Below are 15600 nucleotides of genomic sequence, written 5' to 3'. Positions count from 1 at the left end.
GTCGCCTGGTGCGCGGCGAGCCGGGCGGCCACGTCGCGGGCGGTGGCCCCGGCGTCGGATCCGGGCAGGAGCATGACGGCGCGGTCGCCGTAGGTGGTGACGAGGCCGTTGTCGGCGCGGGCGAGCGCGCGGCATTCGGCCTGCAGCGCGCGTGGCATTCGCTCCTCGGCGGGGGTGATGACCAGCGCGACGAGGTCGGTGTCGACGTCCACGCCGAGCAGGGCGGCGCGCCGGCCGATGGCGTCGAGGTCGTGCTCGCCGGGCGCCAGCACCTCGGCCAGGAGTTCGCCGCGCACGCGGTTGTCGGCCTCGTCGCGTGCGCGGTGCCCCAGCAGGATCAGCGCGATCACCGAGGCCACGCGCCCGAGCGCCCGCCCGATCGCGGGGACGGGTCCGCGGCTGGCGAAGGTGACGTACCCGAGGTGGTCGGGTCCGGTGACGACCGGGGTGACGACGACGAGGTGGCCGTCCACCGACCGGGTGACGGGTCCGTCGGTCCACTCGGTGTCCGCGGCGACGTCGTCGACGACCCGCCGTAGCAGGTCGAGCGGCGTCCCCTCGGGCGGGCACGCCCAGCCGATCTCCCGGTGGGCGAGGTCGAACACGGCGGCGGAGCCTCCACCGATGTCCACCACGAGGTCGACGATCTCGGGGACGGTGGCACCGGCCACGACCAGCCGGGTGAGTCGTTCGTGGAGGTCGACGATGCCGGCGAGGCGGGCGGTCTCGGCGTGGGCGGTGTCGAGGGCGTCGAGGGTGGCGTCGAGTTCGCGGCGTCGTCGGGTGGCGCGTTCGGCGGCGGTGAGGGCGGCCGAGACCTGGTCGGCGAGCAGGGCGAGGAGGGTGATCTCGTCCTGGGTGAAGTCGCGTTCGGTGCGGTCGGAGGTGAACAGCATCCCGGTGAGACGGCCGAAGGTGCGTACCGGGACGCCGAGGATGGCTTTGACGCCCTCGTCGATGATGATCGGGTCGATGACGTGGGTGTACTGCTCGTCGGCGAGGTAGTTGCGGGTCCAACGCGGGGCCATCGCCTCGGCGACCTGCCCGCCGAGGCCGAGGCCCATGCCGAGGCGGATGGTGTCGAAGCGGGGGCTGGTCGCGCCCTCGGCCATGCGCATGTAGGTGTCGCCGCGCTCGGGGTCGAGCAGCATGACGTACGCCAGGTCGGTGCCCACGATCTGGCGGGCCCGCCGGATGGCGATGTGCAGGACGGCGTCCTCGTCCTCCGCCGAGGCGAGTTCGGCGGAGGCGTCGAGGACGTCGCGCAGGCCGAGGGCCAGGTCGACCGCCATGGCTCGAGCGGATTTCAGCGGCCGGTGAACTGCGCCTTGCCGGGGCCGTTGTCGATGAACGACTGCATGCCGATCTCGCGGTCCTCGGTGGCGAACAGGGCGGCGAAGAGGGCGCGCTCGATGGCCAGGCCGGAGTCGAGGTCCACCTCGATGCCGCGGTCGACGGCCTCTTTGACGGCCCGCAGTGCGATGCGGGGTCCGCCGACGAACTGGCGGGCCCACTCGAGGGCGCGTTCGGTGGTTCGGCCGTCCTCGACGACCTCCTCGACGGCCCGCAGCTCGAGGGCCTCGGCGGCGGTGAGGGTGCGACCGGTGAGGCAGATGTCCTTGGCGACGGCCGGGCCGACGAGCCGGGTCAGGCGCTGGGTGCCGCCGGCGCCGGGGATGATGCCGAGGAGGATTTCGGGCTGGCCGAGCTTGGCCTTGGACGCGGCGATCCGGCGGTCGCAGCACAGGGCGAGCTCCATGCCGCCGCCCAGGGCCGCGCCGGTGATCGCGGCGACGGTGGGCTGGGGGATCGCGGCGACGGCCGAGAACGCCGACTGCAGGGAGCGGGCCTCGGTGACCATCTGCGCGTGGGTCATGTCGCGCATCTCCTTGATGTCCGCGCCGGCGGCGAAGACGCGCTCGCTGCCGGTGAACACCACGGCGTCGACGTCGTCGCGGCCCGAGACCTCGGCCGACACCGCGCGGAGTTCCTCCTGCATCGCGCGGGACAGGGCGTTGACCGGCGGGCGGTTCAGGGTGACGAGGGCGATGCCGTCCGTGACGTCGAGGGATAGGAATTCATACATGGTGAGGCTCCGAAGCTAGGGGGAATCTCCATTGTATGTGAACCAGACCACTTCTACGGTCAAGGCATGCACCCTCAGGTGAGAGAGATCACACACAGCCAGCCGGGCGGCGGGTTGGGCAGCCAGGCGGCCGGTCAGCCGGGAGATCAGCCGCGGCCCTGGAGCCCGCCGCTGCGGCCCGAGGACTTCCGCTGGGAGATCCCGGAACAGTTCAACATCGGCGCGGCGTGCACCGACGCGCATCCGCCGGAGGCACCCGCGATCGTGGTGGACCGCGGCGACGCCCCGCCGGAGGTCACCACGTTCGGGCAGCTCGGCGAGCGGGCCCGCCGGCTCACCACGTTCCTGCGCGAGCGCGGCGTCGGCGAGGGCGACCGGATCGCCGTGATGTGTGCCCAGTCCGCGGAGACCGCGGTCGCGCACGTCGCCGCGTACCTCATGGGGGCGATCGCGGTGCCGCTGTCGGTGAAGTTCGGGCCCGAGGCCGCGCTGTTCCGCATGGGCGACTCCGGCGCGGTCGCGGCCGTGTTCGACGCCGACTGCTACGCCCGCCTCGCCGGCGAGCTCGCCGGGCTGCCCGAGCTGCACACCGTGCTCGTGACCGGTGACGCCGTGCACGAGGCGACATTGCTCACCGTGCTGCCGCTGGCGGTGGCGGAGGAGGCGGACCTCGCCGTCGTCACCCCTGACACCGGCCCCGACGACCCCGCGCTGCTCATCTACACCTCCGGTACCACCGGCCAGCCCAAGGGCGCGCTGCACGGTCACCGCGTGGTGCTGGGGCACATGCCCGGCGTCGTGCGCGCGCTCGACGGGTTCCCGGGCGGTGCGGCGGGGGAGAGCGCCGCGGCAGGGGACAGTGCCGCGGCGGGGGAGAGCACCGACGTGTTCTGGACGCCGGCCGACTGGGCGTGGGCTGGCGGGCTGCTCGACGTGCTGCTGCCGAGCCTCTACAGCGGCGTGCCCGTGGTGGCCTCCGACCGGCGGCCGACCCCGGAGAACGTCGAGCACATCCTCCGGCGTCACGGCGTGACGTGCTCGTTCCTGCCGCCGACGATCCTCAAGATGATGCGCGCCTCCGACGTCGACTACTCGCGCACCGGCCTGCGCGCGGCGTTCTCCGGCGGCGAGGCGCTCGGCGAGGCCGTCGCCGAATGGGCCCGCGAGGCGCTGCGCGTGCAGGTCAACGAGATCTACGGCCAGACCGAGTGCAACCTCATCGTGGGCACGTGCCACGTCGAGTTCGACACCCCGCCCGGCTCCATGGGCCGCCCGACGCCGGGGTTCGACCTCGGGCTGCTCGACGAGCTCGGCCAGCCGGTCGCCGCGGGGGAGGTGGGCGAGATCTGCGTGCGACTGCCCAGCCCGAACGCCTTCCTGCGCTACTGGAACTCGCCCGAGAAGACCGACGGGAAGACCGCCGGCGGCGTGCTGCACACCGGTGATCTGGCGAAGGTCGACGACGACGGGAACTTCTGGTTCTCCGGCCGCAACGACGACCTGATCTCGTCGGCCGGTTACCGAGTGGGCCCCGGCGAGATCGAGGACCAGATCCTGCGCCACCCGGCCGTCGAAATGGTCGCCGTGATCGGCGTGCCGGACGAGCTGCGCGGAGAGGCGATCGTCGCGTACATCGTCCCGGCCGCCGACGCCGACGCGGGCGAGGAGCTCGCGCGCGAGATCCAGGCGTTCGTCAAGGAGCGGCTGGCCTTCTACCAATACCCGCGGGAGGTCGTCTTCCTGGACGAACTGCCCACCACCAACACCGGCAAGATCCGCCGGGCGCAGCTGCGCGCCTCGTTCTCCGCCGACCAGACAAAGGACAAGTCGTGAACAATCCCGTCGTCATAGGCGTGGTGCTCGCCTACTTCGTGCTGATGTTCGCCATCGGCGCGTGGGCCAACACCAAGATGAAATCGGCCAAGGAATTCCTCGTCGCCGGCCAGTCGCTCGGCTTCTTCGTCATGGCCATCGCCAGCTTCTCCTCCATCCAGTCGGGCTGGGGCATGGTTGGCGGCACCGGGCAGACGTACTCCTGGGGCCTCCAGGCGCTCATCGCCGTCGGCCTCTTCGCCCCGTTCGGGTTTGCCGCCGCCTGGTTCCTCCTGGGCAGCCGGCTCAACTGGATCGGCAAGAAGCACAGCGTCTACTCGGTGCCGGACCTCATCCGGATCCGCTTCCAGGACCGCACCTCGCACGCCACGATGTCGGTCGCGGTGTTCGTGGCCGCCGTCGCCTACATGACCGCGCAGGTCACCTCGATCGGCGTGATCATCTCGCTGCTGTTGGGCACCTCCGTGGCGACCAGTGCGTGGATCGGCTCGCTCGTCGTGGCCGCGTACACCATGGCCGGCGGCATGCTCGCCGCCGTGTGGACCGACCTCGTCCAGGGCGTGCTCATGGTGGTCATGTCCGTGGGGCTGTTCTTCTTCGCCGTCCAGGTGGCCGGTGGCTGGGTGCCGATGCTCGACACGATCTCCGCGACCAGCGCCGAACTGCTGTCGATCGACGGCGTGAAGTCGCCGACGTACATCTTCGCGTTCGGTCTGCTCATCTTCGTCGGCGCCGTCGGCCAGCCGCAGCTGCTCACCAAGTTCCTCATGCTGCGGGACATGACCCAGCTCAAGTGGGGTGCCGCCGTCGCCGGGATCGCCTACGGCGTGACCACCTTGTTCTCGGTGGGTATCGGTTTGGCCACCCGCTCCATGACGATCACCGGAGACGCCCCCGAACTCGAGAACATCGACGACACCGCCATCTGGTTCCTCGACTCCGTCACGCACCCGGTCGTCGGCGGCGTCGCCCTGACCGGTCTACTCGCGGCGATCATGTCCTCGGCCTCGAGCTTCATCACCATCGGCGCCTCGTCGATGATGCGTGACCTGCCCTCCGCATTCGGGGTCCGCGTGGTCCGCGAGGTGCTGTGGAGCCGCGTCGCCTCGCTGACGCTCGTGGTGCTCTCGGTGCTGCTGACCCTGTTCCTGTCGCAGGTGGTGTTCCTGCTCGGCGCGCTGGGCTGGGCGGCGTTCGCGGCGGCGATCCTCGGCCCGGTGGTCATGTCGATCTACTGGGAGAGCGCCACCTCGACGGCCGCGACCATCACGGTCATCTTCGCGATCCTCGGCAACCTGGTGATCAGCTCGCTGGCCGCCCGTGAGGTCATCACCGTGCCCGAGTACATGCAGGTCGGCGGAATCTCGCTGCTCGTGTCGATCGTGCTCTTCTACGGGATCTCGCTCGTCACCTCCAACCGTCACCCCGACGCGACCCTGGGATTCCTCTACGGCGGCCCCGGCGCCCGCACCGACTCGCTGCTCACCGGCACCGCGCCGACCGCCGGCTCCGCGTCGACCGCCGGTTCCGCGCCGACCGCCACCACCGAAAGGCCCGACCATGTCTGATCTCGCCGCCCTCGACCGCGCCGGTGCCCCCGTCCCCGAGTACAAGCGCGCCGGGACCCTCATCCACGTGTTCGCCGGGATCGCCGCGTTCGCGCTGATCGGGATGCTCGCGGACGTCTGGCAGATGGTCTTCCTCGCCGTCCCGCTGTTCGCCGTGGCCATGATGCTCATGGGCTCGCTGCGCGCCAACGGCACCTGGGACCGCGCTTCGAGCATCGGCATCGTCGCCTACTGCGCGGTGCTCGCCGTGCTGGTGGTGTGGTCGATCCTCACCGCGTCCGGCGACGCCACCCTGTGGGGCCTGCCGATGTCGATGGGCGTGATCGTCTACTTCATTTGGCCCTACACGGCCATCGGCGCGGGACTCCTCTACGCGTTCGTGTTTGACCGCACGATCGACGAGAAGCGCCTGGCGGCCGTCGCCGACTGACCGGCCACGCGCGCAGCCGCGGCCGCGCGCTCCACGTGAAACCGCACCGCATAGCCACGGGACGGGGGCACGCGGGGCGCGCGGCTGTTTTGTTAGGTAGGTGTAGCCCCCACCGAGGCTGGAGCTGGCTTATCGTCCGACTCGACAGCGGCGTCTCAGGGGCGTTTTGAGTGGGTGGGCGGAACTACAAACGTGACGATCGGTGATGACGGAGATGGCTACACTGAGGGGCATGAAGGACTCGAAGGTCAGGAAGAGGGAGCGCAGGGCCGCGTTTCTGGCCGGCGCGGGCTCACTGATGGACCTGAGCGGCCAGACGACGTACGCGAACGCGAAGGCGATGTACCCGACGCAGTCAACAGGGATGGGTTACAGCCTCACCCGGATGAACGACGTGATGCTTCGAGCATCAATGCCGTCATCCAAGCGCAGCTGAGCTTCCTCCAGGAACACCACGTTCACTTGCCGACGCCCATGCCCGATCAGGGTTGGCTAGAGCGGGCGCGCGCAGAGACTCCCGAGGTGTACGACGCATATGTCCAAGGTATGAAGGACAGCTTCAAGACGGACAATATTGTGCGCCGAGAGGAAGCGCGCGCCCCGCCGTTCAGTCGAGGCGGAGACACGCGAGATTATCGCTGAAGTGTTGGCTCAGGATTCCACTACTCCCGTCGACCTCCTGGCTGGTGAAGAAGGCGCTGACATCGAGTTCGAGCCCGGTCGTCTCGGTCTTACAGGGCGAGACGCTGAGCTGTGACGGGTCACGATGAGACCCCGAAACGTCCTGGCCAATAACGTCGTGTCGAGCCGCTTGTCGGCGGTAGTAACTACTCGTCACTCGATCCGCTCGATTAATCCCTGGGAAGTGTCGAACAGCGGTCAGTGCGGTCAGTAGGCACGTGCCACCGACGAACTCAGGCCTCATAGCTGCCCGAGCAACTCCTTCCACACGGGCCGCCAGTAGTCGATGGCCTCGGCGGAGTCGAGCTTCGAGTGGACCACGCCCACGGTGCATTTGCCGCCGGTCTTGTCGCTGAAGTTCAGGGCCACGCGCGTGCCGTCGGCCAGCGGAACCCGCCAGTAACGCAACTTCTCGGTGCTTGACGTGGATGGCGCCGCCTCGATCTCGACCCCGCCGAACTCCTCGCGCGCACCGACGAGCGCCATCCACGCCTCCAGCGCCGCGTCCTTGTCGCCGGCCACGGTTTTCGAGGTGGACAGCTGGAAGTCGCCGTCGCAGGACTGTCCCGGGACGCGCAGGCCGGTGTGTTGTTCGTAGGCGACGGCCGCCGACTGCGCCCACCATTCGCGCTGCTCCGCAGACTCGGGCATGTGCTGCAGCGTCAGTCGCGCGATCGCGGTGTGCTTGAGCTCGCGGGCGCCCTCTCGGTCGAGCAGCTCGACCCAGTCCTCCCACGAACGGCCGGTGGCGGCGGCGACGGCGGCGGTACTCGACGACTTGACCATGCCTTCATGCTGCCCGAACGCCCCGGCCCGCGGTGGCCGATCGCCCGCGGCGGGGTGGCCGAGAACCGCCCTGACCTGCGGCGCCCTGAAACCCCCGTCCAGGGCATTGCAGGTTAGCGTTTCGCCGGACGCGGCTATCGCGATGCGGTGTGAGGGAGTGACGGCGACGACGACGAGCTCAGCGTCCGCCGCACCGGGCCGCCGATGGGTGGGCGGAACCGGCGGGGTGCTGCCGACTCCCGGCAAAGACCCGGCGTCGCCCGGTGGGCCGGGAATCGATGAGGGATTCTGCGGCGAGAGGAGCTGCATGGACGTCGACCAGTCCCGCGAGCGCGACGAGACCGAGGCCCAGCGGATCGACCGCAACTGGATCGAGCTGCTGCAGGAGTTGCGCATCGTCCAGACCGGCGGCCAGGTGCTCACCGGCTTCCTGCTGGTCGTGCCGTTCCAGGAGCGTTTCGCCGAGCTCGGCGGTGGCGCGCGTGGGGCACTGGCAATCGCTCTTCCGAACTTTGGTGTAGCCATTGCGATTCCCGGGCCATTTATTCGCAGTGGTGTCGACAAAGTTCCGACCGCGGTCGCGGCGGGGTGGGGAGTGACGACGACGAGGTTCGCGCCTCGCCGGCGTCGCAGTCGCGAGGCGGGCGAGACGACACTCGGCGGCCCCTGACCTGCAGTGCCCTGAAAGGCCCGTCCAGGGCACTACAGGTCAGCGCCGTTACAGATCCCCCGGCAGCTTGTCGCGGCGGATGTCGCGCCAGGAGGGTTGGCGCATGTTGCCGTCGTCGGTGAAGCCCTGGTGGCGAACTTCCACGACGATCTTGGGCGTCACCCAGACGGCGTCGCGGCGGGCGTCTGCGGGAAGTTGGTCGACGAACGGGCTGGTCTTGCGCTCGAGGGGCGTGAGCTCGGCGAGTAGGGCGCGGGCCTGTTTGTCGGTGAACCCGGTGCCGACGCGGCCGATGTAGGCGAGGCCGGTTTCGGCGGGTAGGCCCAGTAGGAGGGAGCCGAGCGAGCCGGAGCGTCCGCCCTTGCCGGGCCGCCATCCGCCGACGACGGCCTCGGTGGTGGTGAGCAGCTTCTGCTTGAGCCAGGCCTTGGAACGGCGGCCGGATTCGTACTTCGAGTCACGGCGCTTGGCGACGATGCCCTCCCAGCCGTATTCCTCGGCCTCGGCCAAGGCGCGGTCACCGGGGCCGTCGAGGACCTCCGGCACGTGCACTCGATCGACCTCCCGCAGTGCCGGCGCGAGCAGGTCCAGCACCTCTCGGCGGCGCTCCCACGCCTGTTTCTGCAGGTCCACGCCATCGACCTCGAGCACGTCAAAGACGAACAGCTCGACCGGCGGCAGGGACGAGTCCTTGCCCTCGGCGGCGGCCTGTTTGGCCAGTGACGCGAAGTCCGGCACTCCGTTGGCGTTGAGGATTACCAGCTCGGCGTCGAGAACGGCCCGCCGCTCGAGCGCTTCGGCCAGCCCGGGGAAGCCGTCGGCGAGCCAGTCCATGGAGTTGCCGTTGCGGCTGACGAGGCGCGTCTGTGCGCCGTCGGTCGCGAGGGTGACGCGGTAGCCGTCCCACTTGCCCTCGAACGCCCACGTGTCGTCGGGCAGTTCGGTCACCTCGGCGGCCGTGGGGATCATGGGCAGCGGGGGAGCCTCGGGGCGGCTGGTGCTGTCGGACCGGTCGGTGGAACGCGAGCGCGCCTTGCCGTCGGAACCATCGGGGTCGCCGGAGCCGCGCGCACGCTTGTCATCGTCCGGGTACGACGACTTCGGATTGTCGCGGCCGCCGTAGAAGGAGGCGGGCGATTGGTCCTTCATGTACTGCACGATCCACTGGTTCCTCTCGGCGCTCGTGCGCACCAGTACGTACCGGCCGGAGACCTTCTCGCCGTCGAGCCACACGATGATTTCGTCCTCGCGCCACTTCTCGCACTCGTAGGTGCCGCGGTCCCAGACGGTCATGTGGCCGGCGCCGTATTCGCCCTTGGGGATGGTGCCCTCGAACGTCTCGTAGCCGAGCGGGTGGTCCTCGGTGTGCACGGCGAGCCGCCGGTCCTTGGGCTCGGTGGGCAGGTTCTTGGGCACGGCCCACGAGGCCAGGACGCCGTGGTGTTCGAGCCGCAGGTCGTAGTGCAGGCGCCGGGCGTGGTGCTCTTGTATCACGAAGATGGGTCCGTCGCCCCCTGAGCGATCGGTCTCGACCTCGCCCTCGAACGGCTCGGGCGTCTTGCGGCGATCCCGCTTGCGGCGGTACTCCTCGAGACTCGTGACCACGGCGTCGCCGCTGGTGGGCTCGGCGTCGCAGCCCTCGACGTCGGTCGAGCTGGTGTCGGCGGGCTCGGGGTCCTCGTCAGCGGACGACGACGAGCTCTTCTTGCCCCCGGACGACTTCTTGGCCCGCGACGTCGGGCCGGACGAGGACGCCTTCTTCTTGGCCGACCCGCCCTTCTTGGCCGTGCCTTCGAGGCCGTCGAGGAGGTCGCCGTCGGAGTCCAGTCGCTTGAGCACCTCGTCCCAGTGCAGGTGCGTCAGGCCGCCGTCGCCGAGTTCCTCCCACGAGCGGGGTGCGGCCACCCACGGTTCTGCCCGTCCGCGCAGGGAGTAGGGCGCGACGGTGGTCTTGGCGCCGCTGTTCTGGCTCCAGTCGACGAACACCTTGCCGTCGCGAATGGAGCGCTTCATGGTGGCGGTGACCAGGTCGGGGGTCTGCTTGGCGAGGGACTGCGCGATCTCCTTGGCCACCTTGGAGGCGCTGGCGGCGGTGACGGCCTTGTCCAGCCGGGCGTAGAGGTGGATTCCCTTCGAGCCGCTGGTGACCGGGAACGCCTCGAGTCCCGCCTCGGACAGCAGGTCCCGGACGCGGAGGGCGACCTTCGCCGTCATATCCAGTTCCACGCCCTCACCCGGGTCGAGGTCGATGACGATCCGCCGCGTCCGTCCCGGCTCGCCGTCGGAGAGGGTCCACTGCGGCACGTGCAGTTCGAGGGCGGCCTGCTGGGCGAACCACGCGAGAGTCGCGGGGGAGTCGAGTACGGGGTAGGTGACGGTGCGCGAGGAGTGCTCGATGGTCACGCTCGGCACCCAGTCGGGCGCGTGCTGGGGCAGGTTCTTCTCGAAGAAGGAGTCTGCGTCGGTGCCGTCGGGCCAGCGCTTGCGGGTGACTGGCCGGTTGCCGGCATAGGTGATGAGCAGCGGCGCGACGGCCGTGTAGTACTCCAGCACGTCGGCCTTGGTGGTGCCGGTGGCCTCGTAGAGCACCTTGTCGGGATGGGTGAACCGCACGGTGCGCCCGTCGACCTTCACCGAATCCTTCTGCCCCTTGGTCGCCATGGGACCACTCTCGCATCCGACTCGGACACCGGCGACCGGCTCGGTGGGCGGATCGGGTGGCGACGACGACAAGGGCCGCGACTCAACCGGCCGGCCCCGCGCGTCGTGTGCGGGACCGGCCGGAGGGGCGAGGGCGGCTGTGGTTCGTCTACCGAGAGCCGGCCTCGGGGCGTGCTTGCCGAGCGCGGCTCATGCTTCGGCGGTGTTCACCGACGTCTCGACGCTGGGCTCACTCGCGTCCGGGGTCGGGCTCGCGTTGGTTGCCGGTGCCTGGCTGGTCGTCGCGGCATCCTTGGGCAGCGGCGGGAGGTCGAACACCCACCCGGCGGTGCTGTCGGGTCGGAGCATGGCCCGCTGCGCGGAGTCGTCGAGCGCGATCGCGATGACGAATTCGTACTCCCGGCCCGCTGACAGCGCGGTGACTCGAGAGTTCGCCGACCGCTCGCAGTCCGAGCTGACGCGACCGGCCTTGCGGATCGATCCGCCGGGGCGGACTTCGGCGAAGTCGCCCGGGCTGATGGACGCCCACCGGTCGGGGCCCGCCTCGGCAGCAGTCCGGATGGTCAGGGTGAGCTCCACGCCGCAGCCGGGTGTCCGGACGATGTCGTCGATCCTCGCGGTTCCGAGTTCGACGCCGTTGCGGGTGACTACGGCGAACTCGCAGCCGACCCTCACCTGCTCGGGGTCCTGGGGGCCCTCGGTCGGGGCGGCCGCTTCCGGCGGCGCACTTTCGCTGGGGGAACTCGGCGACGTAGGCGCCGGCGGTTCTTGTACGCCAGACAACGGAGCGTTGGTGACCGAGGGAACCGGCGCGCTGGTTCCCGTGGGCATTGCGTCTGCGAGGTCGCCTCTTGCCCCGTCCGCGAGAGTGGGGAGGCTGGTGTCAACCGAGTCGAGCGGGTCATTATTTAGACCGGATTCGGAACTCTCGCTCTCCGCTCGAGCCTCCGCACCGTCAGCTTGGTCGACCAGCGGTTGGCGACCAGCGGACTGCTGAGCCATGGGTGTCGAGATGCGGCTCGACCGCGCATTAAGGGCGGGCCACGCGCCGGTAGTCGGGCGTGTGGGCGAATCAGTTAAGGCCCGGTCCACACCGCACTCAGCGTGGGCGAGGATCAAAGTGAGGTTCCATCGCTCGGCTCCGTCCGTGCCGGTGGCATTGACACGCAGACGCAGCTGCGACATCGCGTACCCAGGCTCTTCCTTGCGGACGTGCTGCATGGTAGCGGTGTAGTCGTAGCTGCCCCAGCTCCTGTTGTTGGAGGACTCGGCGTTGGGGCCGGGGACGGGGACTTCGATTTGGTCGGAGAGGAGGGTGTCCCGGCCGAGGATAATCGAGCCGGCTGATGTCATGGTTGCGGCGCCCCTCGCCGGCGAGCAGGTGGCTGTAGCGCGGATCGGGGTCGAGTTTTGGTACGTGACGAGATCGAGGCCCACGAAAGCAGTTCGTACCTCGAGGTTCTGAGTCTCGGAAACAGCGCTCGCGGTGGGGTTGGAGAAGTTTTCAGGCACCCCGTTAGCGCACTCTGCCTTCTTCACATCGACGGTTGAGCAGGAGAACCCCACGGTATTGAGGTGCAGGAGATAGAGCGGGAAGGCGCCGGAAGAAGAATGGGTAGATGGCCCGGTAATGGCGCGAGGTTCCTTGTCCGTAGAAACTCGGAGAGCGCTGACGGGACCGACGTTGTGGTCCTTAGCGGCTCGGTCCATGAAGCCATAGGTTGACATCGCGCGGGCAAAGCGGTTGCCCGCGTGGATATTCGCCATCCCGAACTGGGAAGTTCCGTGAACCTGCTCCGCCCATGACGCCTCGGTCGGTTCTACGTTCTGCACGACGGCGCCGATCCCGATAACCATGACCAGGGCGCTGAGAACGGTGACGACCCTTCTCACCTGGGAGGTGGTCGCGTTCACTGGGCACCTCCCTGGGTATCACTCCCGGCGCGCGTCTCGGCGGCGTCGAGGCCGTTGGTGGGATCGGACTTATCGTCCGTGCGGGCGCCATCGGCCGCGTCATGCGACTCGACTTCGCCGATCTGGTCCCGGCCTTCCCTCGGCCAGAACGCCCAGAGCACTCCGAGGGCGGCGAACAAGCTGATACCGCCCAGCACATACGGGTTGCCGAACCATACGATCACTTTGGCGAGCTCCGGAACGGACCAGAGCACTTCGCGTACCGTCTCGACGCGATACATACCGGGGTCGACGTCCGGGTTGGCGTCGCCCTTCATCTGCAGGAGGGCTTCGCCGGGGGCCTGGGGGTAGATCTCCACCACGCGATGGGTGACGGGGAGTTGGCCTTCACCGCGGTCAACGGTTACCACGTCGCCGATCTCGATCTCGTTGGCGGAGATCTGCTTGACGACCGCGACGGATCCCGTGGGGATCGTCGGCGACATCGACCCGGTCTTGAACATGATGAGCGAGACGTTCATCGTCACCGCGAGGATCACCAGCACGATGCAGACCACACCGGCGGCGGCGAGGAGGTTACCGATGCCGCCCGCGATGTAGGACCACACCGAGCGGCGTGCGGGGTCGCGACGATGACGGGCGGGGGCCGGGGCGCTCATGGGGTGCTCCAAGGAGGGGGGAGGGGAGGAGGAAGTGGGCGGCGGTGGTCGCGGGCGGTCCCCGCGACCACCGCGGGTGTCACTCGGCGGTCTGCTCCGCTGCGGGGGCGACCTTCTCCTTGCTCTCGGCGTCGAACTTCCACTGGATGTTCTTGCTCGCGGTAGGAGCGGTGTTGGCAGGAGTCTTCGGATCGAGCGTGGCGCTGAAACAGAACCACCGGGTCTGCCCGCCGGCGAGGTCGAAGGTGGCCATCTGGGCATCAGCGCTCTCGAGCAGGGTGGTCTTAGCCACCGGGACCGTCGAGCAGTCGCTGGGATTCTCGGTGAGCGGGGCGCTGACGCCGAGGGTGATCCACTTGCCCAGCGGTCCGGTGTCAGAGGTGACCTTGGTCAGCGTGACTTTGGCGTCCATCTTGTTGTGCTGCTCGCGGAGGCCCACGGCCGCGTAGACCGTCTCGTTGGGGATCATGCCCGCGGCCTCCGGACCGAACTGCATCGTGCCGGCCTTGTCCTGGGTCATGAACTCGTTCCAGCCGTCGGCCGCGCCGGTGAAGTTGCCCTTTCGCGAGACAACCGGCTTCTGCCAGGCATTATGAGGATTGCCTCGGGTGTTCCGATGAGCGGTACGTGAGACTGGCCTTTCTGATCGCGCGACTTGAACGGCCGCCCTGTTTGTTAGGCAACGCAAGTAATGCACGCCGTCAACAACGGCGCGCGTACCCCCGGAGTGGCCCTCAGCTCTCGCCGCCTCGAGAAGCGTGGCGCCGGAGGGGAAGTGGACGGCCCGAACACTTAGCGAGTGTCCGGGCCGTGCCCGTTGTCGAAGGGTGCCGCCGGGCGGGGCTCGGCGTCGTGGGTGTGGGCGTGGCTATGTGACGACGACGAGCGCGCCGATTTCCCGCCAGAATTCCGCCTGCGGGCTGGGCTTACCCGGCCCCTCCCGCCAGCCCGGCCAGCTGCCGCAGCGCGTCACGCTTCTCCTACTCCTCCGCCACGTCGGCCACGCTCACGGCGAGCACCGCAGGTCGCGTTTGCCGTTGCCCTGATACCACCGCACCGTCGCCCCGGTGGATGCGGCGATGTCGTCGACCCCGCGCGGGACGGCGGGGACGTGGGTGTGCCTTTCGTCGAGTGGTCACACCTGGGCGGTGGTGGACGAAGCCACCTGGGAAAACGCGAACGGATTCGACCACTCGACAGCGGACTCGGACCCCTACACCGGTCGGACCCCTCGCCTACACCGGTCGGACCCCTCGCCGGCCCCTCGCCGTCCCCTCACCGCCCGCCCGCCTCCCCGCACGAGGCGGCCCTCACCGCCCGCCCGCCTCCTCGTGAGCCGACGGTTACCGACTACTGCCGCGGCGAAACGGCCACGACACAATGCGCGTTCAGACTCGGTCCAGTTCATTAGCGCGGCTACCGCAGAGCTGGAGGAGACGACGTGTCCTACGTTCAACCAGAGGACTTCACCCGGGCGATGATCGACGCCGGGGCCAAGAAGGTTCACATGTCCACCCGAGACACGCTGATCCGCGGCTTCATGGCCGGGGCGATCCTGGCGTTGGCGGCGGCGTTCGCCGTGACGGTCACCGTGCAGACGGGCAGCGCCCTGCTCGGGGCGGTGCTGTTCCCCGTCGGGTTCATTCTGCTGTACCTGCTCGGCTTCGACCTGCTCACCGGCGTGTTCACGCTGGTGCCGCTGGCCCTGCTCGACAAGCGCAGAGGCGTCACGGTCGGCGGGATGCTCCGCAACTGGGGCTTGGTCTTCGTCGGCAACTTCGCCGGCGCGCTGACGGTGGCGTTCCTCATCGCGTTCATCACCACCTACGGGTTCAACGTGGCGCCCGACGAGGTGGGCCAGCGCCTCGGGGAGATCGGCGAGGCGCGGACCCTGGGCTATAAGGAGTACGGCGCGGCCGGGATGGCGTCCCTGTTCTTCCGTGGCGTGCTGTGCAACTGGATGGTCTCCACCGGCGTGGTGGCGGCGATGATGTCAACCAGTGTGAGCGGCAAGGCGCTGACCATGTGGATGCCGGTGATGCTGTTCTTCTACATGGGCTTCGAACACTCGGTGGTCAACATGTTCCTGTTCCCGACCGGACTCATGCTGGGCGGTGACTTCTCCTGGAGCGACTACCTGGTGTGGAACGAGATCCCCACGGTCCTCGGGAACCTCGCCGGTGGCCTGCTCTTCGTGGGCCTGACCCTTTACGTCACCCACGCCCGTACCAAGGCGCGGCGGCCGCTGCAGGCCGAGTCCGCCCAGGCCGACGTGGAGCCCGCCGGCGCCCCGGCCTGACCCGGTCGTCCCT

Annotated in this window: 13 protein-coding genes; 6 read left to right on the top strand and 7 right to left on the bottom strand. The window is 69.1% G+C overall.

What is annotated here, in order from left to right; all coding sequences use genetic code 11:
* Together HMPREF3086_RS01975 and HMPREF3086_RS01970 are read right to left on the bottom strand one after the other, a co-directional pair.
* Positions 1–1292, bottom strand: a 1292-nt coding sequence (locus HMPREF3086_RS01975) for a GAF domain-containing protein (protein WP_070719901.1), incomplete at its 3' end; no start/stop codon positions are given.
* A 14-nt stretch (positions 1293–1306) separates the two neighbouring features.
* Positions 1307–2086: an enoyl-CoA hydratase/isomerase family protein gene (locus HMPREF3086_RS01970; protein WP_070719899.1), complete on the bottom strand. Its 780-nt coding sequence runs from the start codon at positions 2084–2086 to the stop codon at positions 1307–1309.
* Positions 2087–2164: 78 nt separating this feature from the next.
* Here HMPREF3086_RS01970 and HMPREF3086_RS01965 point away from each other — a divergent pair, with 78 nt between their 5' ends.
* The 4 genes from HMPREF3086_RS01965 to HMPREF3086_RS01950 all read left to right on the top strand — a co-directional run bounded on the left by HMPREF3086_RS01965 (position 2165) and on the right by HMPREF3086_RS01950 (position 6353).
* A complete protein-coding gene (locus tag HMPREF3086_RS01965; protein ID WP_243699618.1) occupies positions 2165–3919 on the top strand; it encodes an AMP-binding protein in 1755 nt (584 codons plus the stop codon).
* Complete coding sequence (locus HMPREF3086_RS01960) at positions 3916–5487, top strand: sodium:solute symporter family protein (protein WP_070719898.1); 1572 nt, start codon at positions 3916–3918, stop codon at positions 5485–5487. Before HMPREF3086_RS01965 ends, HMPREF3086_RS01960 begins: the two co-directional genes overlap by 4 nt.
* Complete coding sequence (locus tag HMPREF3086_RS01955; RefSeq protein ID WP_070719893.1) at positions 5480–5917, top strand: hypothetical protein; 438 nt, start codon at positions 5480–5482, stop codon at positions 5915–5917. The genes HMPREF3086_RS01960 and HMPREF3086_RS01955 overlap by 8 nt, the downstream gene beginning before the upstream one ends.
* Before the next feature lie 232 nt (positions 5918–6149).
* Positions 6150–6353, top strand: a complete 204-nt coding sequence (locus tag HMPREF3086_RS01950; RefSeq protein ID WP_131885338.1) for a hypothetical protein — start codon at positions 6150–6152, stop codon at positions 6351–6353.
* Between the two features lie 485 nt (positions 6354–6838).
* On the opposite strand, the gene HMPREF3086_RS01945 is transcribed toward HMPREF3086_RS01950, so the two are convergent.
* Entirely contained in the window at positions 6839–7384 is a 546-nt protein-coding gene (locus HMPREF3086_RS01945; RefSeq protein WP_070719889.1) for a hypothetical protein, read from the bottom strand.
* Between the two features lie 307 nt (positions 7385–7691).
* Between HMPREF3086_RS01945 and HMPREF3086_RS19845 the strand changes: the two genes are divergently transcribed.
* Positions 7692–8054 (top strand): DUF6328 family protein, encoded by a 363-nt coding sequence (locus HMPREF3086_RS19845; RefSeq protein ID WP_371441639.1) that lies wholly within the window; start codon positions 7692–7694, stop codon positions 8052–8054.
* 48 nt (positions 8055–8102) lie between these two features.
* Here HMPREF3086_RS19845 and HMPREF3086_RS01935 read toward each other — a convergent pair whose 3' ends face one another.
* The 4 genes from HMPREF3086_RS01935 to HMPREF3086_RS01920 form a co-directional block, all read right to left on the bottom strand.
* Positions 8103–10715 carry an ATP-dependent DNA ligase gene (locus tag HMPREF3086_RS01935; RefSeq protein WP_070719887.1) on the bottom strand — a complete coding sequence of 871 codons (2613 nt, stop codon included), beginning with the start codon at positions 10713–10715 and terminating at the stop codon, positions 8103–8105.
* A gap of 189 nt (positions 10716–10904) precedes the next feature.
* Entirely contained in the window at positions 10905–12629 is a 1725-nt protein-coding gene (locus tag HMPREF3086_RS18295; RefSeq protein ID WP_141763950.1) for a hypothetical protein, read from the bottom strand.
* A complete protein-coding gene (locus HMPREF3086_RS01925; protein WP_082767789.1) occupies positions 12626–13288 on the bottom strand; it encodes a signal peptidase I in 663 nt (220 codons plus the stop codon). The genes HMPREF3086_RS18295 and HMPREF3086_RS01925 overlap by 4 nt, the downstream gene beginning before the upstream one ends.
* A 79-nt stretch (positions 13289–13367) precedes the next feature.
* Positions 13368–13808 carry a hypothetical protein gene (locus HMPREF3086_RS01920; protein ID WP_061229467.1) on the bottom strand — a complete coding sequence of 147 codons (441 nt, stop codon included), beginning with the start codon at positions 13806–13808 and terminating at the stop codon, positions 13368–13370.
* A 921-nt stretch (positions 13809–14729) separates the two neighbouring features.
* Between HMPREF3086_RS01920 and HMPREF3086_RS01915 the strand changes: the two genes are divergently transcribed.
* The gene (locus tag HMPREF3086_RS01915) at positions 14730–15587 is read left to right on the top strand and encodes a formate/nitrite transporter family protein (RefSeq protein ID WP_061229468.1); all 858 of its coding nucleotides are present in this window, start codon (positions 14730–14732) and stop codon (positions 15585–15587) included.
* Positions 15588–15600 lie beyond the last annotated feature (13 nt).

The sequence above is a fragment of the Dietzia sp. HMSC21D01 genome (genome assembly GCF_001815995.1).
Taxonomy (GTDB): Bacteria; Actinomycetota; Actinomycetes; order Mycobacteriales; family Mycobacteriaceae; genus Dietzia; species Dietzia cinnamea.
This window is presented reverse-complemented; position numbering and strand designations above follow the sequence as displayed.

Excerpts from the sequence above, each read along its gene's own strand:
- HMPREF3086_RS01970 (WP_070719899.1), bottom strand. The coding sequence starts at position 2,086 with ATGTATGAATTCCTATCCCTCGACGTCACGGACGGCATCGCCCTCGTC.
- HMPREF3086_RS01955 (WP_070719893.1), top strand. The coding sequence starts at position 5,480 with ATGTCTGATCTCGCCGCCCTCGACCGCGCCGGTGCCCCCGTCCCCGAG.
- HMPREF3086_RS01950 (WP_131885338.1), top strand. The coding sequence starts at position 6,150 with ATGAAGGACTCGAAGGTCAGGAAGAGGGAGCGCAGGGCCGCGTTTCTG.
- HMPREF3086_RS01945 (WP_070719889.1), bottom strand. The coding sequence starts at position 7,384 with ATGGTCAAGTCGTCGAGTACCGCCGCCGTCGCCGCCGCCACCGGCCGT.
- HMPREF3086_RS19845 (WP_371441639.1), top strand. The coding sequence starts at position 7,692 with ATGGACGTCGACCAGTCCCGCGAGCGCGACGAGACCGAGGCCCAGCGG.
- HMPREF3086_RS01935 (WP_070719887.1), bottom strand. The coding sequence starts at position 10,715 with ATGGCGACCAAGGGGCAGAAGGATTCGGTGAAGGTCGACGGGCGCACC.
- HMPREF3086_RS01925 (WP_082767789.1), bottom strand. The coding sequence starts at position 13,288 with ATGAGCGCCCCGGCCCCCGCCCGTCATCGTCGCGACCCCGCACGCCGC.
- HMPREF3086_RS01920 (WP_061229467.1), bottom strand. The coding sequence starts at position 13,808 with ATGACCCAGGACAAGGCCGGCACGATGCAGTTCGGTCCGGAGGCCGCG.